The 18,588-nt window shown below is 63.2% G+C and carries 21 protein-coding genes; 10 read left to right on the top strand and 11 right to left on the bottom strand.

The annotated features are described in order from the left end of the window. Window positions 1-9: 9 nt before the first annotated feature. The 11 genes from RF650_RS12045 to RF650_RS12095 all read right to left on the bottom strand — a co-directional run bounded on the left by RF650_RS12045 (window position 10) and on the right by RF650_RS12095 (window position 11,836). On the bottom strand, window positions 10-435 hold the full coding sequence (locus RF650_RS12045; RefSeq protein ID WP_144999276.1) for a DUF4913 domain-containing protein: 426 nt from the start codon (window positions 433-435) through the stop codon (window positions 10-12). Next, entirely contained in the window at window positions 425-2,008 is a 1,584-nt protein-coding gene (locus RF650_RS12050) for a type IV secretory system conjugative DNA transfer family protein (protein ID WP_144999278.1), read from the bottom strand. The genes RF650_RS12045 and RF650_RS12050 overlap by 11 nt, the downstream gene beginning before the upstream one ends. A 28-nt stretch (window positions 2,009-2,036) precedes the next feature. Further along, complete coding sequence (locus tag RF650_RS12055) at window positions 2,037-3,626, bottom strand: hypothetical protein (RefSeq protein ID WP_144999293.1); 1,590 nt, start codon at window positions 3,624-3,626, stop codon at window positions 2,037-2,039. A gap of 14 nt (window positions 3,627-3,640) precedes the next feature. After that, window positions 3,641-5,170, bottom strand: a complete 1,530-nt coding sequence (locus RF650_RS12060; protein WP_144999295.1) for an SCO6880 family protein — start codon at window positions 5,168-5,170, stop codon at window positions 3,641-3,643. A 14-nt stretch (window positions 5,171-5,184) separates the two neighbouring features. Further along, window positions 5,185-6,549: a type IV secretion system protein gene (locus tag RF650_RS12065; protein WP_186317244.1), complete on the bottom strand. Its 1,365-nt coding sequence runs from the start codon at window positions 6,547-6,549 to the stop codon at window positions 5,185-5,187. Between the two features lie 170 nt (window positions 6,550-6,719). Next, a complete protein-coding gene (locus RF650_RS12070) occupies window positions 6,720-7,421 on the bottom strand; it encodes a hypothetical protein (protein ID WP_144999299.1) in 702 nt (233 codons plus the stop codon). 49 nt (window positions 7,422-7,470) lie between these two features. Continuing rightward, entirely contained in the window at window positions 7,471-7,848 is a 378-nt protein-coding gene (locus RF650_RS12075) for a hypothetical protein (RefSeq protein WP_144999301.1), read from the bottom strand. Between the two features lie 3 nt (window positions 7,849-7,851). Continuing rightward, complete coding sequence (locus tag RF650_RS12080; RefSeq protein ID WP_368815034.1) at window positions 7,852-8,535, bottom strand: DUF6668 family protein; 684 nt, start codon at window positions 8,533-8,535, stop codon at window positions 7,852-7,854. Next, window positions 8,536-10,113 (bottom strand): hypothetical protein, encoded by a 1,578-nt coding sequence (locus tag RF650_RS12085; protein ID WP_368815035.1) that lies wholly within the window; start codon window positions 10,111-10,113, stop codon window positions 8,536-8,538. It lies immediately after the preceding gene. Continuing rightward, a complete protein-coding gene (locus tag RF650_RS12090) occupies window positions 10,110-10,703 on the bottom strand; it encodes a hypothetical protein (protein ID WP_144999304.1) in 594 nt (197 codons plus the stop codon). Before RF650_RS12090 ends, RF650_RS12085 begins: the two co-directional genes overlap by 4 nt. Beyond that, the gene (locus tag RF650_RS12095; RefSeq protein WP_241181199.1) at window positions 10,691-11,836 is read right to left on the bottom strand and encodes a peptidoglycan DD-metalloendopeptidase family protein; all 1,146 of its coding nucleotides are present in this window, start codon (window positions 11,834-11,836) and stop codon (window positions 10,691-10,693) included. Before RF650_RS12095 ends, RF650_RS12090 begins: the two co-directional genes overlap by 13 nt. Window positions 11,837-11,958: 122 nt before the next feature. On the opposite strand from RF650_RS12095, the gene RF650_RS12100 reads away from it, so the two are divergent. From RF650_RS12100 to RF650_RS12145, 10 genes are all read left to right on the top strand, one after another. Further along, window positions 11,959-12,258: an ArsR/SmtB family transcription factor gene (locus RF650_RS12100; protein WP_368815036.1), complete on the top strand. Its 300-nt coding sequence runs from the start codon at window positions 11,959-11,961 to the stop codon at window positions 12,256-12,258. A gap of 191 nt (window positions 12,259-12,449) precedes the next feature. Further along, window positions 12,450-13,013, top strand: a complete 564-nt coding sequence (locus RF650_RS12105) for a ParA family protein (protein ID WP_144999306.1) — start codon at window positions 12,450-12,452, stop codon at window positions 13,011-13,013. Continuing rightward, a complete protein-coding gene (locus tag RF650_RS12110; protein ID WP_144832250.1) occupies window positions 13,010-13,255 on the top strand; it encodes a hypothetical protein in 246 nt (81 codons plus the stop codon). The genes RF650_RS12105 and RF650_RS12110 overlap by 4 nt, the downstream gene beginning before the upstream one ends. 412 nt (window positions 13,256-13,667) lie before the next feature. Then, entirely contained in the window at window positions 13,668-14,111 is a 444-nt protein-coding gene (locus RF650_RS12115; protein WP_144999308.1) for an ArdC family protein, read from the top strand. 151 nt (window positions 14,112-14,262) lie between these two features. After that, a complete protein-coding gene (locus RF650_RS12120; protein ID WP_064845557.1) occupies window positions 14,263-14,514 on the top strand; it encodes a hypothetical protein in 252 nt (83 codons plus the stop codon). A 154-nt stretch (window positions 14,515-14,668) separates the two neighbouring features. Next, window positions 14,669-15,625: a DUF3560 domain-containing protein gene (locus RF650_RS12125; RefSeq protein WP_144999310.1), complete on the top strand. Its 957-nt coding sequence runs from the start codon at window positions 14,669-14,671 to the stop codon at window positions 15,623-15,625. Window positions 15,626-15,777: 152 nt separating this feature from the next. Continuing rightward, entirely contained in the window at window positions 15,778-16,305 is a 528-nt protein-coding gene (locus RF650_RS12130) for a hypothetical protein (RefSeq protein ID WP_064845525.1), read from the top strand. Window positions 16,306-16,464: 159 nt separating this feature from the next. Next, window positions 16,465-16,800, top strand: coding sequence for a hypothetical protein (locus RF650_RS12135; RefSeq protein ID WP_064845526.1), 336 nt, complete (start codon window positions 16,465-16,467; stop codon window positions 16,798-16,800). Window positions 16,801-16,876: 76 nt separating this feature from the next. Continuing rightward, window positions 16,877-17,194 carry a helix-turn-helix domain-containing protein gene (locus RF650_RS12140; RefSeq protein ID WP_064845527.1) on the top strand — a complete coding sequence of 106 codons (318 nt, stop codon included), beginning with the start codon at window positions 16,877-16,879 and terminating at the stop codon, window positions 17,192-17,194. 754 nt (window positions 17,195-17,948) lie between these two features. Next, entirely contained in the window at window positions 17,949-18,581 is a 633-nt protein-coding gene (locus RF650_RS12145) for a recombinase family protein (protein WP_016998066.1), read from the top strand. The last annotated feature ends 7 nt before the right edge of the window (window positions 18,582-18,588 follow it).

Raw genomic sequence — 18,588 nt, forward strand, 5'->3', positions numbered from 1 at the left:
CTGAGCCGATCAGTACCAGTAGGGATTCGCCACGTCCCCGACGTCGTCGAAGCCCTCCATCTTTAGCTCGTCTGCGGATACATCGCGCACCCGCCGGGACTCGGTGGGCCGATGCCCCGCCGAACAGTCCCGGAAAACCCCCGTCTGAGGGTCAAATAGAGCGCGCGCGTGCAAGTCCCAATGGTGAACCCACCAATCCGAGATCCCGCCCTTCTCCGCTGCCACGAGATACTCCTGGTGCAACGCCCGGAATCGGGCCACCGCCTCGGGATGGTTCCACCACTCCGGGCAGAATGCGCCGTTCTGTGTCGCCGGATGCTCAATGATCGCCAGCGTCGCATGAATCCACTGCCCAAAATCGGGGACGGGAGGTTCCTCCCTTCCATCGGGGCGAGGCATCGCTGCCACGTTGTTATCGGCTACATCATTTGACATGAGCTGTGTCCTCCCTCTCGGAACCCGGCTGCTTCAATCCAGCCTTCAGTCGCTCTATCCGCGGTTTCAGTTCCTCCACCATCTGCTTATCCTCGAACCAGTAGTGAGCCTGAACAACACCGCCCCCGCCGTCGCTCGTCCGCACGTACATAGATCCCGGTGACATGTTAGAGAGGTCGGCTGCGGATAGAATCTCCCGTCTCTGCACCTGATCCGAACTACTGCGACCGTGCCCTGAACGTGCATTATATGATGATGAATGGGTTTTTACCTTATGATCGTATTGACCAATGATCTTAGACAGTGACGAGACAAAATCTTCCTCGGTGCCGCCGCCGCCATAAACCAAGACAGATGCCGCCCCAATGAGTTCTTCCATCCCCTCTTTGCCATAAACCCTACGGCCCTGAGCAACGGACTGGAAATACGAGTTTATTACAATGCCCAGCGATCCGCTGTACGAGTACCACTCAGGCAGTTCTGGAAGCATTACCGTATTTCCCACTTCATCCAGTTCCATCACCATAGGAACCCGCAATCTCTCATTGCTTCCGGTCGAGGCCTTGACCTTGGCGCTGCGGAACACATCCCACACCAAGCTCGACACCAATGCAGACGTGGCTCCCGCAGTTCGGCTACCCAGCAAGATCAAGGTATCCGTGCTGGAGGCGAAGGCCACAGGGTCGAAGACTCGGTGATACTCGCTGACTGGCCGGATGGAAGCCAGGTATTCCTCATGCTCGAACGGTGACGCGCATCGTTGCGCGGTGGCCCACACGGACCCTCGCGTGTCAGCTGGCTGCTTCTTCAGCCCTCGTAAGGTCGCAGCCTGGTTGGTGAACCCGTGCCTTTCGAGGATGGCTGCGGGCTCGTCCTCGTCCATGGTCATTGCCCACCGGAACACGTCTTTGTCGGAACCTCCCGAAACGTTGGCGGCCAGCAGCAAGCTGCCGATGATTTTCGAGCCCATCAGGTCGAAGTGCGCGTTCGGGTTGCCTTCTCGGCTTCCTTCCCCTTGCGTCGCGGCTTGGAAGATCGCTCCTACCTTTTCGGCGTCCATGCTGTTACGCACCATGCCGATGATATTGAAGTGATCCGTGCTGGCGTCCTTCCTGTTCAGAATATTCGTCGGGTCGAAGATCCACACGTTTCCGTGGAACATGCGGGCGGCGAACACCTCCCAGACGCCATCTGCTTTGTTCGACGTCATCACCAGCGGCCCCGGGGCTTGCTTCGAATGGGGCACCACTTGACTTGTGGTCTTCCCTCGCCCCGGCGCGTGGATCTGTACGCTGCACTGTCGCCACCCCTGAAATACCGAACTGGAATCCACGGACCCGAGCACCAGGCCCGGCCCGATGTTCGGACAGTCGGGATGCAGGTTGGTCCGTGCATCCTGCAAGCGTCGCTCTGCGCTTGCATTACTAAATCGGGCGCGGTCCCCTAGACGTTTATTCGCCATCTTCTCTGACGACTTGGGACTGTTGGGCCACAACCACGCCACGATGGCAACAAGTAATACCACGGCCACCGCGATAACAATAAGAGTTGACGCGGAAACAAAGCTGAACATGGTCTTACCTTTCCCATTCCATCAGGGGCTAAGCCGTTTCCCGCTCCAGCCGATGAGCTGCCATGCTGTTAGCCCAGGCTTCATTGGTGTCGTGGATTTTCCGTTCCTTAGCAGTCAGGTTCATGTAGAAAGGATTTCCCGTGGTCTCTCCCAGCTTCAAAAGGAACCGCCCACGGCCAGGAGGCGGCAACGTCACGTTCGTCTTCGGATCGACGCCGCCCTCCGCGGACAGCGACACGAGCAAGTCCTGCTCCTTTTGAGACATCGGCACGACTTGGGTCAGATCGGCCATCTCGTTCCGGGCCAACCCACCGAAGACCTTGACCGAGGACCGTTCCAGGAAGCCCGTGGCAATGGAGGTCAGCGAGGGCGTGGACAGCTGGAGATCCTTCATGCTGTGCGTGATGAGCACCTGCCCAAGACCCTTCGTTCGGTTGAGCTTGGTCAGAGCGTTTACGCGGTGGACGAGCTGCTCGTCTGCACTGAGCACCTGCCACAGCTCATCCATAATCATCAGGTGGTGACGCTCGGGGATGATGCCCTCAGAAGCCAGATCTTTCAGCGCGGAAGCTCCTGCCTGGCCGTAGCTCCAGCACACGAGCTGCACCGCGGCCCGCAGTGTTCCGTTCGCCTCGTCGATGGCTGAGACGTCGAAGGACACGCTGCGATCCAACCGCATCGGCTCGGAGGTCTCACGGCAGAACACATCACCGAAGGGCCCCTCCGGGCCCAGCGAGTTCAAACCCCGTTGAAGTGTCTCCGTCAGCTCGAAGTATTTTCGGCTCTTGGCCTTCTCATCCATGTCCGGGTCGAACACCAGCATGTCGATGATGTCTCGTGGAGGATCACGCAGAACGTCTTGAACATCAGAGACCAACGGCTGACGAGCATCACTTTCGGCCTTGTCGGCCGCGTGACGGATCGCCATCGACAGCACGGTCCCCTCGTTCTTCTTCTCGGTCAGCACATCCCCCAGAGCCAGCTCCACGAGTCCGCGCAGCGTATTGAGCCGCCTATTGTGGATCTCGGAGCGTTGTGCCGCTTGCATCTTCGGCGGCAGCTTGTTGAGCAAGTCCCAAGCGGGCCCAGCGTCGAGCGGGTTGATCGCCGCCAGCCCAGGAGCCACCGTGAGCACCTGCCCGCCGGTCTCCTTCACGACTCCGGCGTAGTCCGGTTTCAGATCACCGAGAACCAGAATCAGAAACCCCGCGTCGATCAGCGACAGCGCCCACCGGACGGCAATGGTCGATTTTCCGCGACCGTTCAGCGCCATGATGAACCCAGAAGGGGCAGAGACGATGCCCTTGATGTAAAGGCTGATGGGGTCACCGCACGTGATCTGCCCGTTGATGGTGTTCCGTCCCAGCGGAGCCCCGACCAGCGGGGAGGACGCCGCCCCACAAAATGGCCACAGGCCCGCGGTCTGCCGAGACGTGGCCTGATACTCCACGGGGGCTTCTACCCACCCACAGGCACCTCCCCCGGGGCGCTCGTACCCGTACTTGGTCAGAGTCGGGATCTTCTTCTCTTGTGCCTCCAGGGCCTCCAGCGTCTGCCCGTCGTTCTTCTTGCTCGATCCGAACGCGAGCCGGTCCACGAGCTTGTCCAATGCCGTCATGCTCGATCCTTCCCCTAAACGCTTTCGCGCAGTGTGTTCGACAGGCGCGTGAAGTCCTTGGGCACCGACCCGATGCCCAGCCCGAACGCGAACGCCGCATCATCGGAGTATTCGCAGTCCCGCAATCGCAGCTGAATGCCGGACACAGCCTGATCACGCAGAATCGCTTCCACACGGGCGAACTTCGTGGGGTCATCCACGGTGGCCGTCACCACGAGCCCGAAACGCACCATTGCCGCGCCTTCCGCCTGCTCCCGTTCGCTATACTCGGCCTTTTCGAGGGCTACCTTCTTGATCTGCGAGGGCTTCTTGCCCTTCTGGCTGTTGCCGAACTGGGCGTTCATCACCTGATCCTGTACGGCCTTCTGAGACCCGCCTGGGCTCATCGGGCGGAACAGCAGCGTTACCCGCTTCTGCTCGAATACCCCATGGGCCGAAAGCAGCCCTGCCAGGCCGGTCTCACGGAAGTTCGCGGCCGGGGGCTGGTACATCTGCCAAGACTTCGAGAAGTACCCAGCGTGCTCCCACCACCCGGGGGTGAGCTTTGCATTCGTCGGTCCGACCTCACCCCACGTGAGACCGGTACCTTCCCCGGCCAGCCGCGCCGTCTCCACCGCTGGTGCGACGGCTGGGTTGTAGGCCGTGTGCACCTGGTCCACCACGTCATCCATCCCCAGAACGCTCACGGTGCCACCGCACGCGACTTTCAGCTGCGCGAGCATCCCTGGCAGCAGCGTGGAGATATCCTCGGCGAGATCTTCCCTGGAGCGAGGCCCCGTGCCTGCCTCTCGGTTTGGGCGCGCCGTGAAGGTCGCTGCTACCCACTGGTCAATCTTCGGCACGCCCTGATTCAGATCCGCCACAATCTCATCCATCGCCTCGCGGGCAAACGCAGGGGTGTCAGCCACCTGCGACTGCTCCCGGGCCACCCGCACAGCATCCGGCAGCCGGTTGCCCGGGTCGCGCGTGGCTTGAGTCGTAGCCGCGACCTGGACCAGTGAGGATGAGACGCCAGCCTCCCGCTGGAAGATGCCCCACTGATCCACCATCAGGTCGATGGATTCCTGGTCGAGTAAACCCATGCCCGGAGACTGCACACTGAAAATTACCGTGCCTGTACGGTTCGAGGGGTTCCAGATCATGGCCTTCTCCGTGCGCGACCCGGCCGGTGTCGTTCCAACCAGCTCGGTGCGAGCAAGAATCCCGACCGGGGGGAAGTCACCTCCCGGTAGCTGGGACGTCGGCCCGGCCGCGTAGTTGGTGAATCCCTTGTCTTCCGCCTTCTTGAAATGGCGTCGCCCCAGCACCTCTTCGAACTTCTTACGGCCGTTGCGTCCGTCCCAAGAAATTCCAATCATCGTCGCAGCGCCCACGATGACCACGAAGGACTGAACCCAAATGCCCAAGGGCATCGTGACGAATACGAGAATCGCCACCCCCACACCGATGATGGAGGCTAGAGCCGAAAGGCCAAGCACACCCTCTTTGCGGGGGTTGGTGATGTTGCCGTACATCCGCATCCGCCGTTGCACATGCTCTGCCATGATCGTTTCCGTCCCTAACTCTCGATGTTTTCAAGCTCTTGGAGCTGACGATTCAGCGAAGTCCCGGTAAACCGTCCCGCCTCACTCAGGGCTCGGGCCATGTTGGGGCTCATGATGTTGCCCGTATCCCCGGAGCCCCCGGCAGCCGCAGAGGACGGATTGCCGCCGCTATCCCCCACGAGTGCGGCGCTCGGCTGCTCTCCACCCGGGGAAGCCGTCTCTGCGCTCCCGCTGTCTCCTGGGCCTCCAGCTTCACCCTCGGACCCCGTCGAGCCAGGGCCTCCAGAGTTGCCGGTGGAGCCGGAGGATGCCGAATCGGACGCGCTACTTGCGAACCCGCCGGCACCGGCGCTGGAACCGGAAGTTCCCTCGGTATCCGATGATGTATCGGCCGAGGTGCTTCCCCCGCCTGAGGAACTGCCGCCCGAGCCCGAAGCTGAGCCCTTCGCGGAAGATCCACCGCTGTCATCGGCCATCCCGGAAGCACTGCCAGAACTGGCAGAACCTCCCGTCCCGGCACTCTCAGCCCCGGTGCTCGCTGCACCGTCGGCGGCACCTCCCGTGCTCGCAGCTCCACTTGCACCTGCGGAACCAGCACCTGCACCGGCCGCGGCGAGTCCGAGAGACCCGATGGCAACCGCGCCCGCACCGGCCGCGATGGCCCCACCAGCTCCAACACCTCGCGCTTGATTAGTGGTAGCCACGGTCACGATCTTGATAAGAGCGGGCAATGCCAAGCACGCCATGCAGATGACAACCATCCCGCTGATGAGCGAGACCATTTCCCCAAACGCGTCACCTTTTTGGTCGTCGGATACCATTCCTTTGATCCATAGGGAGCCGGTACCATAGATGATGGCCGCAGTCGGTTTGTAAAGCACCGCCGCAAATATCCAGCCAATTACTTTCCAGAACCGCTCCTTGCCAGCTTCCGTCTGAGATTGAGCGGCAAAGATCGGCAATAATCCTACAAGAACCGCGATCATTCCGTAACTAAAGATCACGAACATTGCATTCACAACGGAAGCAAGCGCCGCGATAATTACTAGAATCACGGAGAGGATGGCCATCCCGATTACGAATTTTGCGCTCTGGTTGTCCGGCATGATGGCGAGTGAGTCGTAAAGACCTTGCCGCTCATCCTCTCCTTGGCCCGTGATCTGTGTCATCAACCATGGAGACACTAAATCGCTGACCTTTAGGAGATATGTTGCAGCCGTTCCTCCAATGGCGGTTACTGCCACCGTGGAGAACATCGCCATCACTAAATCTACAGAGGCGTCTTTGGATTGTGTTCTCACCACGCGGATGATTCCGATAGCGGTGCCAATCATTCCAGCAACGGCCACAAAGTAAATCGTATTCTGCTGGACTGCCATCGCCGGGGACCCTTCGGCCATCCCAGGCCCAGAGATCCCCAGCCACCACTCTGAAATGCCGTCGAGAACGACCTGCAACGCACTGAGCAAGGATTTTAGGGCCCAGCGCATGGCAGCATCTAGGCCCTTCTCAATGAGCCCTCCAATACCGTCTGTCAGCCACCCTGGCATCAGGCGCTCCAGGTAACAGCCGGGTCAGATGTGGTGGTCATCTGCAAATCCATCGGCCTTTCAGCTGAAACGGGGTCGATCTTCCAGTCCCCGTCCTGCCACACCATCGTGAATCCGAATGTGCCGCTGAACACGGCATCAGACTGTCCGTAAAGCAGTACCCGGACCTTATCGGCGCTCTGCTCCTGCACCTCGTAGCCGCGGAGCTGCGCGCTGATATCGCTTCCCGGCGATTCCGTCACATACCCCTTCCCCGTGGGGTCAGGGGTAGCCGGTTTCGATGCGGCTGCGATGATCTGATCGCGCACCTCTCCAGCCGCGTAGACCTTCGTCAAATCGTCCGCCGATGCGTGCTCGAGCTCATCCCCGGTCGGCCCAGCCAGGAAATCGGTGGCAGCGTACAGCGCCCCGGCGGTGTTGTGGGAATGCCCGACCTTCCATCCCGAATCCAGGCTCTCGCACCCGCCGTAGGCGCTGGACACCGGGTACTGCACACCGTCCTTGCCAGAGGTCCACGAGTCTGCCTTTGGGGCTTCCTCGGTAACAGAGGGGGTGGCCGAGTGGTCAAGATCCGACTGGCACGCGTAGGCATAGGACTCTTGAGGCTTGGGCTGCTCACCGCATCCGGTAACCAGCGCCAGACTTGCAACACCCACCACTAGGGCAGTCAGCGGCCGCCCGCTCATCTTCTTCTCGCTCACTGGAGTCGTTCCCTTCTGCTCTTGCCTGATCTGGGGGGGGGTGAGGGGCTTAGATGCCCACCACGCTCTGCCACACGACGCCGACCACCGTCAGCGCCGCACCACCGAGCAGCGGCCACAACGGCGCGGTGATCTCCTGGTCCCCGGACCGGCGTGCCTTAGCGGCCGTCACGATGCCGATGATGAAGTAGATGAACAGTACAAACGCCGCGATGTAGAGAGCCCAGCCGACCAGGGTAGAGACGAAATCGAATCCCGGGGGCGGGGTGGGAGAGCCATCGATTGCCAGGGCGGGAGTTGCCCCACCCATGATGACGGTGGAGCTGACGGCGAGGGTCGAGATCGTGCGGCGCTTGTTGCGGGTCATGGTGTTCTCCTTCAGGGGGTTCTGATTGGTAGTTGTCGGGGAGCTGTTTGTGGTCTTCATGGCTTATTCCTTCTCGTTGGGGGTTGAGGGTTCTGCCCAGGCGTTGAGCGTTTTCACCAGGTGTGTGAATCGGCGTCGGTGCGCCCAGGAAGCTGTGACGGGCCCTTCTGTGTCAGGCCATCGCGGTTCGTACCGCACTTCGAATGACCGCGGATACAGACGTGCTACGCGCTTCGCGTAGGCCCGCGTGTCGGCCGAGACGTCCTCGGTGCGGCGGTGATGGACGAGGACCAGCCCGGTCAGCGTGTTCGTGGAATCCTCCACGCGCAATCGCTCAGCAGCGGCCAGGGATCCCTTCGAAACAGAGGTAACCACCACGCCCGCCGCTCCTGCAGCGGGCTCGTCCTCGCTCGTGTCGATTACGCGCTCCGAACACATAGCGGCAAGTGTGCTTACGCCCACGCCCCCGCTAGCCCCGATGAGGTTCAAGTAACCGGCATTCGCTTGAACCGGCGGAGCGTCCTTCGTGAGCTCTTCCGTCTCCGCGGGCACGTGCGAGGCTCCCACGAGTGTCATCCGGTCCCCCAGGATCGGTGACCGGTCCAACGCCGGTTCCGCTTCCACTGTCGTCACTGGGCGGATGAACGGGTTGGACCGGTCCTTTTGCGGTTCTGGGTGATCCCGGCTTTTACCCTTCATACCTGCCATGTCCTGCGCCCTTGCCTTCATCGTTCGAGTCATAGCCATTCAGCTGGCCTCCTTCGAGTTCGTCGGCAGCCCGTAAACGTTCGTGGCCGTCGGATCTGAGGGGTCTGCGGCCACTACAACCGCCGTCATGTCCTTGCTGACCGCAGCAGGGTACGCGTCAGTTTTCGTGCCGGTGGCGATGGTCTTCCCCGAAGCATCCAGCAGCTCAGTTTCCTTCTGCGAGGATCGGAACGCCCGGCCACCGCCGATATTGGCCTCAGCTCCCACACGCACAAGCGCTTTATCCGTGACCCACACCCCGCGTGCGAGGAAGAACCCTGAGGAGCGATCTACTTCCGGGGCAGTCGCCGCGGCTGCCGAGGTGCCCTTTAGCGTGGTGGTCTGATCCCGAGTGACTGTCGTCTGTTTGCCCTTCTTATTCACGGTGGAGCTAGTCCATTCCGTGTCTGATCCCTTCTTGGACTGGCACAGCACCGTGTCAAAAGAACCCGTGCAGGAATCCACGGCCGCAGACTTCTTGCCCTTGTTCCTTGCCCCGGTGATCGTTCCCGGTTTCGGCAGGGTCGCGGTGTCTTCCGTGATCGACCACACCCGGGCGGCAGGCCCATCGGTGCTGACCGCGGTCACGGCCCCATCAACCGCGCCAGCTATGTCCGACCCGGCGGGCATGGTGCGCTTGGCCCACTCCCCGGAATCCGTGAGGACGTACACAACGGGCGAGGAGGGCGTCATCGTCACTGGGTCCCCGTAGCCGAGCGTCACCTGCCCTTCAGCGGGCATCTTGGTGCTCGTGACGGTACGGGCGGTCGTATCGAGCAGCGCGACGGTCTTGCCGTCGCTAACCGCCACGACAGCGCCCGTCATGGGAGCGAACTCGCTGACTTCCATCCCCGCATCCACGCTCCATCGAGGTTCGCCCGTGTCTGGGTCCATCGCGGTGATGCTTCTGCCCGAGGGCACCAGCAGCTCATCACGGAACAGAACCGGCTCGGCATCTTGGTTGATGCCCTGGTGCCATGCCGCATACGTTCCCCACCCGGGGGGCGCCTGGACAGGCAGCTGTGCAGGTTCAGCGTGGTAAGGCTCCGGCGGAGCCTCCTCCGAACCGCGCAACACCCCAGCCATGGGCACCGCGGCTGCCACCAGGAGCAGCCCGGCAGCCGCGATGTATCCCGCCGTGCGCCGATTCATCCGACCACGCCGCCCCGCGTCGTAGTAGTCCATGCTGCGCTTGCCACGAAGCCGCTGGAACCATGAAGGCTTTTCCGGCTCGGGATGCGCGACAACCTCATATTGACCAGGCTCACCGCTGTACCCAGCCAGCTCTTGAAGCTCCCCCAGCCCGACGTCTGCCACGAGATCGAACGTGGAATCACCGGAGGCCGTGTCCACCGCGAGCACCTTGCACACACGCAGACCAAGAGCCTCCGTAGCCTTTAGCGCAGCAGGCTCAGCAACCTCGAACAGGCTCTGCTCTGGCCCGCGCTCCACCTCCTCATAGACGCCCGGGGCCTCAACGATCACCTGATCCGCAGTCGCACGCAGACTGATGACCGGGAAGGACGGCACCTTCACACGTGCTGTCGTCTCCGTCGCCTTTTCCCGTGTGATCCTCATGCGCCGTCGTGCTCCTCGGTCATCGTCGTTTCAGAACCCACGACCATCCACTGTCCGCCCTGCTTCTCCAGATAGATGGCCTGCTGATCTCGGCCGCCGGGCATCTTCTCCGACCCGTCCCGCGCGAGCCAGCTCCATTCCGTCGTGAGCCCCCGCACGGCCTTGTCCGATGCGACGTCCTCATCGACATCACCCACGGTGCGGCTCACCTTTGGCACTGAATAGCTCTCATGCTTGGCTGCCTTGCCGAACTGTGCTTGCAGCGTGTTGCGCGTGCCCGCCCCCTCCTTCTGCTGCTCGTACCACGACACGCTCATCAGCTCTTTCGCTCGCAGCACTCCCGCTGCCGTGTTCTTGTCCCGCATCGAATCCCAGCAATGGCTGATGGCGACGTAGTAGTAGGCCGTCGAAGACGCATCCGTGCGATCCGCGTCACCACTGCGGGGACACTCCCCACCGTCGGCTGTGTGGGCGGTGGAGACGGCCGCCGACGGGCTGGTCTCCGCAGGGCTCGGAGTCGGGGATTCTGAGCAGCCCACCGCGCATATCAGGACCACCAGAAGAGGGGTTATACGCTTCACTTCACCCACGCTCCCTTTTCTTTAAGAATCGGCTCCGGGTCGATGTTGCACCCGTCGTAGGGCACATTCGCCCCACCATTCTTCCCATTCCCACAGTTTGGCTTATAAATCTCGAAGTGAAGGTGTTTAGCCGCCCCACTCGGGCTACCGCCCATGAATCCGCTTTCAATGCCGATCTGCTTACCGCGCTTGATTTTCTGCCCCTTCTTCACGTTCAGCGATTCCATATGGCAAAACGCAAATTGGAAACCCGGTTCGCCGTCCATTTTCGCCATAACGCAGTGGTCATTCTCCAGGGTGCCCGTCACTGTCATATCGGCGGGAGCGATGATCGGCGCTCCGCCTCCCGTGCTCAGATCCACACCCACGTGGTTCTGTGCCCAGGCCGGAAGACCCGGGACGTTACGCCCTCCATACCCGGAGGTGAACTTGCCATCCGGCAGGGGGATGGTCCACTCCCCCTTGCCAAGATCCCCATTCCAGGACTTTCCCCCCTCTACAGCCTTGCAGCCACCAGAGAACTCCATCTGAGCGGACCCAGTGATCTTCTCGACGTACACCCTGGTTTCCTCAAAGGGAGGGATACCCTTAGCTTTCTGAACCGCGCCCGGGCCCGCGTTATACGCAGCAAGGGTCAACCGCACAAGTTTGTTAGCATCGTCACCCGCCAGCGGCTTCACCTCTTCGCGCAACGCCTTCATATACCGACCGTAAGCAGACATTGAATCCTCGATGTCATGGATATCCCCGCCTGCCCCGTACCTAGCCCACGTCTCGGGCGTAAACTGCGCGGGGCCCTGAGCTCCAGCGGGACTCCCTGCCTGAGTGTCGAAATTGGACTCCAGCTTGATCTGAGCGGCCGCCGTCTGTTCCGGCAACCCAGCGACCTTCGCCGCATCCGCTAGGGGCTTCTTGAATGCCTCGGGGATGTTTACCGCGCCGTCTCCACCCTCAGCCGATACGGATTCCACGCAGTCATCCCCGCCGCTGAGGCTGAGCTGTCCCGCGATCCCCCCGACGAGCACCGTCACCAGCAGAGGCACGATAAGCACGAGGCACAGCAGCGCGACGATGACCAGGCAGCCGACTCCACCGATGAGGCCCGCTCCCTTGCCCATCGATCCGCCTTCGGACTCAGCCATGCTCCGTCACCTCCTGTACCCTCGCAAATAAGGCATACAACATCCTATCACTGTAACGCTGTTCTGTTGTATGAATCTCTCGACGTTGCAGGTAATGAGAAACTGGGAGCGTGCCCTTCATGATGAGAATCCCTGGACAGAGCGGGGAGGTCCATACCGCCGTGCAAGTCCTCGGCAACACGCTGCGTGTTGCCATCCTCCGAGAACTTGCGGCTGGTCCTGCCACGCGCGCGGCCATCAGCGCCGCACTAGGGGTTACAGAGCAAAGCCTGTCCCGGCAGATAGCCCTTTTGGAGGAGAAGGGCGTGGTGAGCACTGAGGTGCTCCCCGGCCGCGGCCGCCCCACTCGCCATCATCTCCAAACTGCACGCCTTGAACAGCTCGAACGCGCGCTGACTTCTTATCTCCACTCGCGCCGCTAAGGCCACGCAACACACGAGCATATCCATGCAAAATCATGTTCCCTAAAGTCTACTCGCGTTATGACGTCTTGACAGCATGACTGCCTGACGTCAAGACGCCAAAATGTCTTGACGTCAGGCAGTCATGCTGTCATGCTGTTTTGGCAGCATGACGTCAAGACAGTGGGACGTCACTACCTCAGGAGGCACATGTGAAAATCGCCCTACTGAATTCCAAAGGTGGATGCGGCAAAACCACCTCAGCCATGTTCTTGGCCCAGGTCGCCGCCAACCGTGGCCGCAGGGCCGAGGTCTGGGACAGTGACCCGCAAGCCTCTGCTAGTAGGTGGGCGGAGGCCGCGGATCTCGCATTCGAGGTTGTGCCCGCCAACATCGCCACGCTGCGGAAATCGGCGGGGGACAAGTACGTCTTTATCGACACCCCGCCTGGTAACCCCCAGATCATCACTGCGGCCGCCGAAGCCGCTGATCTGGTCGTCATCCCCACTATGGCCTCGATGGCGGACATGGATCGCACGTGGGCCACCATCGACGCGCTCAGCGGGGTCGGACCCGTTGCTGTCATGGTGACCTCCGCAGAGACCGCAACACGCGCGTACCGCGGACTCGTGGAGACTCTGGAAGCAGCAGAAATCCCGGTCCTGCCGCCGATTCGCAAGCGGTCCACATTCCGCGAAGCCTGGGGGCAGGCCCCAACCCATCTGTGGGGGTACACGGCCGTACTGACCACCATCGAGGAGGCATTGAGCGCATGAGCGATTTCAAGGAGCGCCTAGCCGCGCAACGGCAGCAGAAGCCGACCGCGACGAGCTTAGAAAAGACGTTCCAGCGACCCACTGACGACCGGGCACGATTGACGATCCGATTGCCGCAAGAGACCTACAAGCAACTCCAACGGGCCACCGTAGAAGCGGGTACCAAAGTGAACCCGGTAGTAGTTGCTGCCATCGAGCGGGTGCTGCATGAGTACGAGCAGTCAGGACGTCTAGACAGCTAGACGTCACACACAAGGGGGGAGCGCCTTGAAAGCGCTCCCCTCCTGCTCTTTCCAGTGGGGAGCCCTTTCGAGTCCACTCACCTCCGCTGTCCGTCGTCCTGACGCGGAATTGTATGGGGACACTCCACGGCGTCAAGGGCGGCTGCGCCGTCGCTGCGCGATGCGCTGCGCGCACCCTGGACCCCGCTCCGCTTACCCCATCCTGCTTCCAGCTATCAGGACGACGGGCCAGGCTACACGGGCGGTTCCCACCAGGCCCAGCCGCGCACCGACCCGAGCGCAGCGCCCGAAAACGCCCCGAACAAATGCCCATCATCTGCCCTTCCCCCTTGCTTCCTAAGCTTACTTTAGGTAAGATTATGAGTGTTCAAGCGGGGGACAGGCCCGCACCACACGGGAAGGACAGCAGACGATGACCACCAAGACCCAGACCGCGAAGAAGCAGCCCACCAAGAAGCAGCAGGAGCGCAAGGCGGCCGCCATCGCCAAGCGCAAGGAGGTCTCGGAGAAGGCCGCGGCCGTGGCCGAGCAGATCAAGAACGACCCGGACACCGCCCGCCGGTTCGCCGCGTTCACGGCCCGTATGCCCACCTACAGCCCCAAGAATCAGGAGATGATCTTCGCGCAGTTCGAGGGGGCCACCCAGTGCGCCGGGTTCAACAAGTGGTTGGAGGTTGGGCGAGTGGTCCGCAAGGGTGAGCGGGCCATCAAGATCATGGCCCCGACCGAGCGCACCAAGACCGACGAGGAGGGCAGCGTGGTCATGGACCCCAAGACCGGCAAGCCCGAGAAGGAATTGACCTACATCATGGTGAGCGTGTTCGACGTGAGTCAGACCGAGGAAATCACCGGCTGATCCACCTACACGGCGGCCGGGGGAGTGGTCCCCCGGCCGCTTTTTCATGCCCGGAAACTAGCCGCCGGTATTGACTTAGATACTTACGTTAGGTATAGTTATGAGTGTTCAGGCGGGGGACAGGCCCGCCACACCAACGAAAGGAACGGACATGGACGCCAAGCAGATCACCGAGACGATGCTCGTCTTCGTGTGCGAGTGCTGCGCGCTGCTGATCGCCAGCAACGATGAGACCGCGTGCCGCGACCACTACGAACACGGACACATCGAGTGCGACCTCGACGCCGGGGCCGTGGTGACCGGGGAGCAGGTGGAGACCCCCGCGCCCACCACCTGCGACGGCTGCCACCGCCAGCTCGGAGCCCTGGCCATCATGTACCAGGTCAGCGCACCGACCGAGTAGCCACCACCAGACGGACGGCCGGGGGGATCACCCCCCGGCCGTTCTTCATGTCCGCATCACCCGCCGGCCTTGACTCTAGTTCTTACATGAGGTATATTTATGAGTGTTCAGGCGGGGGACAGGCTCGCCACACCGACCGGAAGGACTGAGCATCATGGCCGCACTGACCATCACCCACAACCGCGAGGCCGGGACGCTGATCGAGGGCACGCAGCGCGGAGACGGCACCGCCAAGATTTTGAAGGCCCAGGGCTGGCGCTGGGGTCGATCCATCGGCGTGTGGTACGTCCCGCAGAGCCGGGACCGGAACCTCAAAACCTGGATCACCGGACGCACGCAGAAGGCCCTGGAGGCCGCAGGGCACGAGGTGGCCCTAGAGGCCGACGACACCGCCCGGCCCGTGGCCGAGGTCGAGGCCGACCGCGCAGCCCGGCAGGAGGCCCGCGCCGAGGCCCTGGCACAGAAGGCGCAGCGGAAGGCCGCACACGCGGCCGACGCCCAGCGCGCCGCCGACGCGGCCGCGGCCCGACTGCCCGAAGGTGGGGAGCCCATCAAGGTGGGCCACCACTCGGAGACCCGCCACCGCAACGCCATTGACCGGGCATGGAACGCCCAGGGACGCGCGATCCGGGCCGACGAGGACGCCACCGAGGCGCAGCGCCGCGCGAGTGCCGCCACGAACACCACAGCCCACCGCTACAGCCCCGCTACCGTGGCCGGACGCATCCAGCGCCTAGAGGCCGAAGGTCGCAAGCTGGCGCGGCAACTGGACGGCTACACCGCCGACCGGGGCACCCCCTACGCCGAGGCGATCCCCGCCGCGACCGGCCGACGCCGCGAGGCGATCCAGGCCGACGCCACCGAGAACGCCGACGCGCTGGCGTACTGGCGCGGCGTGCGCGCCCAGCAGCTCGCCGCCGGTGAGGCCGCCGACTACAGCGCCGAGACCATCCACGCCGGGGACCGGATCAAGGTGGGCGGCACCTGGTGGACCGTGGCGCGGGCCAACGCCAAGACCTGCACCCTCTATTTCGATGCAGAGCGCAAGATCACGAGCAGCTATCGCGCCCCCTACGGGAAGATCACGGGCCACCAGCCCGCGAGCAAGTAGCGCAACGGAAGCGGTCGGGGGGGATCACCCCCCCGGCCGTTCTTCATGTCCGCATCACCCGCCGGCCTTGACTCTAGTTCTTACATGAGGTATATTTATGAGTGTTCAGGCGGGGGACAGGCCCGCCACACCGACCGAAAGGACCGGACACTATGACTGCACCGACCACCTATCAGGAATCCTTCGAGCTGGCGCACCGCGCGATCCGTCACGGCGACGGGCTGAGCATCGAGACCGACGCCGGAGAGTTCCCCTACTGGGGCACCGAGATTGAGCGGCTGATGGACGAGCTTGCCCCCTCCGAGCCCTTCGAGGTGAAGGCCGTGCTGCTCGCCCCTGCGGACGACGACACGGGCCACGCATGGACCATCACCCGTGACCACCTCGCAAACCCGGACCAGCGCGGAGACAAGTGGTGCACCGGTCCGGGTACGGCCACCGCGCGACAGCTGGCCATGCTCCCAGCGGGCGCGCCGCTGGCAGAAGGCTACGAGCGGCATATCTTCCGCATGTACGACGATGACGGGGAGCTGTACTACACCGGCCGCGGTATCTTCCGCCCGGATGACCACATGGCCCTAGAGGCCGGGGTATCCGCCCCGCTGCTGGACTTCGGAGCCCCGGCCGCAGGATGCACCCGCATCACCTGGGACGGTCACCCCGACTGGGAATGCAGCTGAGCCCCACCAGGTAACCCCGGGCGCGGCCGCCGGGCCCCTCCGCACGGGGACCGGCGGCCGCCACCACCATCCGCCGGCCTTGAAGCTAGTTATTACGTTGAGTAAATTTATGAGTGTCCAGGCGGGAGACAGGCCCGCCGCACCAGAGAGGACGAGACCATGACCCCCCAGCCATTGACCGAGACCGAGCGCCGTGAAATTTGCGCGGACCACCTGGGCAACTTGCGAGCCCTCCAGCGCCGCGCAGCCCGGACCCCGCTCGCCCCGCACCTGGCAGAGATTCCCCGTTGCCTGGTGCTGTCCACCGATCCGCGCTGCGGTGATCCGCAGCTCACCAAGACCGCAGCACTGGAGGTCGCGGGAGCGGCCACACGCGCAGCTGGGCGCGTGGACAGCCTGGAGCACGTAGACATGGCCCTGGAGCTGGCCAAAGCGGCCACACGGGCCTACGAGACCGCGTGTGACCTGCTCACCGCCCGCCCGGCCACGACCTAGACAGAGAAATGCCCCCGACCATCTGGCAATAGGTGCCAGGACAGGAGGCCGGGGGCTACACCGAAAGGACGGCGCAATGCCTGATTCTATCCCACACGGTTCCCACCTCCACGGCGTCACCGAAGCAGCCGAGCTACTGGGCATGACCCGCCAAGGCTTCAAGGACGCCGGACAGCCCGAGCCGGATGTCTGGATCGGAGACACCCGCGGATGGACCACCGAGACGCTGCGCGAGTGGGACCGCACCCGGAACCGGCGGCAGAAGATCACCGCTGAGAAACGCGCGCGCATCGTCCAGATGGACCGCGAGGGGTACAGCATCGCCCAGACTGCCGAGGAATGCGGGATCAGCAAAGCATCCGTCATCCGCATCCGTGCCGCCGAGAAGCAGTGAGCAGCGCCTATTACGCGCGCCTAGCCGCGGTCGCCATGATGAACCACGGCATGAACCGGGACAACCATCACCAACTCGCCCGGTGGGCCGAGTACGCGGCCGCCCAAAGACTCACCAACCGTGGCGTTCTGATCACCGGAGACGGCCGCCTACATGCGGAGACCGTGTTACCTCCACCCCCACCACCGGACCACATGGGCGGCCGCTCCGCCCTGCCCCCGCCTAACCCGCCGTGGCAGATCGTCGCGGCGACGTGGCGCGGGCCGGGGGAGGCCCCCACCCCGCCCCGAGCACTCGCTACGGCATGGGACCGGATCAGGGACACCACTGGACTGCCCACGGCGCACATCCTCTATCACGAGGTGTGCACCGGCTGGGCGGGCTCCGACGTGGAGCAAAACCCGTCACCGTAAGGCGGTTCCGCACCCCCTGGTTATGCACCGGCTTTTGCTACACCCTCTGAGGGATGGAAGGCCCCCGAGTGTGAACCGCATCGATAAGTGGCGGTGTTCTGACGGAGCTAAATGGCGGCATCGAGGTCTTGCGTCCCGATCGGAGTCGTCGGGCCGGCCGAGCTCGAGGTGATCGACGTGTTGATCGCTCTCGGGCGACTGTCCCACTTCCTTGGTAGTGGGACGGCCCGCGTGGGGATCCTTGCCCGATGTGCACGATCGGCGATTCCTGTACCAGAACTTGGACCAAAAGTGCTGAACCATTTAGGTCGTACGGAACCGACTTCCGGTACGCTGGGCGCATGGAATTGGGCTACGCGCGGGTCTCGACGGCCAAACAGGACCTCGACCGGCAGATCGATGCCCTCCGGCAGGTCGGGATCGCCGCCGAGCGGATCTATGTGGACAAGAAGTCCGGGGCCACCACGGAGCGTCCCGGGCTGACCGCGGCGCTGGCCTACGCCCGGGAGGGTGATGTGATCGTGGTGCACACCCTGGACCGGCTCGGGCGCACGGTGCGCGACACCTTGAACCTGATCCATGACCTCGCCGAGCGGGGGGTGGGGGTGCGCAACCTGGCGGACCCGATCAAGGTGGACTCCACCAATCCGAGTGATCCGATGGCGCAGTTGGCGGTGGTGCTGCTGGCGTTGTTCGGGCAGATGGAGCGCACCTACACCCTCGAGCGGGCTGCTCATGCCCGGTCGGTGGCCGCGGCGAAGGGCCGGCGGATCGGGCGGCCTACGGTGGTGGATCCGGACAAGCTGGCCTACGCGGCGCATCTGCGCGAGAGCGGGCACACGATGGCGGAGATCGTGGCCAAGACCGGGATCACGCGCACCAGTCTCTACCGTCACCTCCCGCCGCGGTCCCCGGAGCCGGTGACGGCCGGACCGGTCACCGCCGCCGAGCCCGAGCCCGGTCCGGCGGACTGACCCAGGT

The organism is Kocuria sp. CPCC 205297 (genome assembly GCF_040981035.1).
In the GTDB taxonomy this organism is placed as follows: domain Bacteria; phylum Actinomycetota; class Actinomycetes; order Actinomycetales; family Micrococcaceae; genus Kocuria; species Kocuria marina.

Excerpts from the sequence above, each read along its gene's own strand:
- RF650_RS12045 (WP_144999276.1), bottom strand. The coding sequence starts at position 435 with ATGTCAAATGATGTAGCCGATAACAACGTGGCAGCGATGCCTCGCCCC.
- RF650_RS12050 (WP_144999278.1), bottom strand. The coding sequence starts at position 2,008 with ATGTTCAGCTTTGTTTCCGCGTCAACTCTTATTGTTATCGCGGTGGCC.
- RF650_RS12055 (WP_144999293.1), bottom strand. The coding sequence starts at position 3,626 with ATGACGGCATTGGACAAGCTCGTGGACCGGCTCGCGTTCGGATCGAGC.
- RF650_RS12060 (WP_144999295.1), bottom strand. The coding sequence starts at position 5,170 with ATGGCAGAGCATGTGCAACGGCGGATGCGGATGTACGGCAACATCACC.
- RF650_RS12065 (WP_186317244.1), bottom strand. The coding sequence starts at position 6,549 with ATGGCAGTCCAGCAGAATACGATTTACTTTGTGGCCGTTGCTGGAATG.
- RF650_RS12075 (WP_144999301.1), bottom strand. The coding sequence starts at position 7,848 with ATGAAGACCACAAACAGCTCCCCGACAACTACCAATCAGAACCCCCTG.
- RF650_RS12080 (WP_368815034.1), bottom strand. The coding sequence starts at position 8,535 with ATGGCTATGACTCGAACGATGAAGGCAAGGGCGCAGGACATGGCAGGT.
- RF650_RS12085 (WP_368815035.1), bottom strand. The coding sequence starts at position 10,113 with ATGAGGATCACACGGGAAAAGGCGACGGAGACGACAGCACGTGTGAAG.
- RF650_RS12095 (WP_241181199.1), bottom strand. The coding sequence starts at position 11,836 with ATGGCTGAGTCCGAAGGCGGATCGATGGGCAAGGGAGCGGGCCTCATC.
- RF650_RS12100 (WP_368815036.1), top strand. The coding sequence starts at position 11,959 with ATGAGAATCCCTGGACAGAGCGGGGAGGTCCATACCGCCGTGCAAGTC.
- RF650_RS12110 (WP_144832250.1), top strand. The coding sequence starts at position 13,010 with ATGAGCGATTTCAAGGAGCGCCTAGCCGCGCAACGGCAGCAGAAGCCG.
- RF650_RS12115 (WP_144999308.1), top strand. The coding sequence starts at position 13,668 with ATGACCACCAAGACCCAGACCGCGAAGAAGCAGCCCACCAAGAAGCAG.
- RF650_RS12120 (WP_064845557.1), top strand. The coding sequence starts at position 14,263 with ATGGACGCCAAGCAGATCACCGAGACGATGCTCGTCTTCGTGTGCGAG.
- RF650_RS12125 (WP_144999310.1), top strand. The coding sequence starts at position 14,669 with ATGGCCGCACTGACCATCACCCACAACCGCGAGGCCGGGACGCTGATC.
- RF650_RS12130 (WP_064845525.1), top strand. The coding sequence starts at position 15,778 with ATGACTGCACCGACCACCTATCAGGAATCCTTCGAGCTGGCGCACCGC.
- RF650_RS12135 (WP_064845526.1), top strand. The coding sequence starts at position 16,465 with ATGACCCCCCAGCCATTGACCGAGACCGAGCGCCGTGAAATTTGCGCG.
- RF650_RS12140 (WP_064845527.1), top strand. The coding sequence starts at position 16,877 with ATGCCTGATTCTATCCCACACGGTTCCCACCTCCACGGCGTCACCGAA.
- RF650_RS12145 (WP_016998066.1), top strand. The coding sequence starts at position 17,949 with ATGGAATTGGGCTACGCGCGGGTCTCGACGGCCAAACAGGACCTCGAC.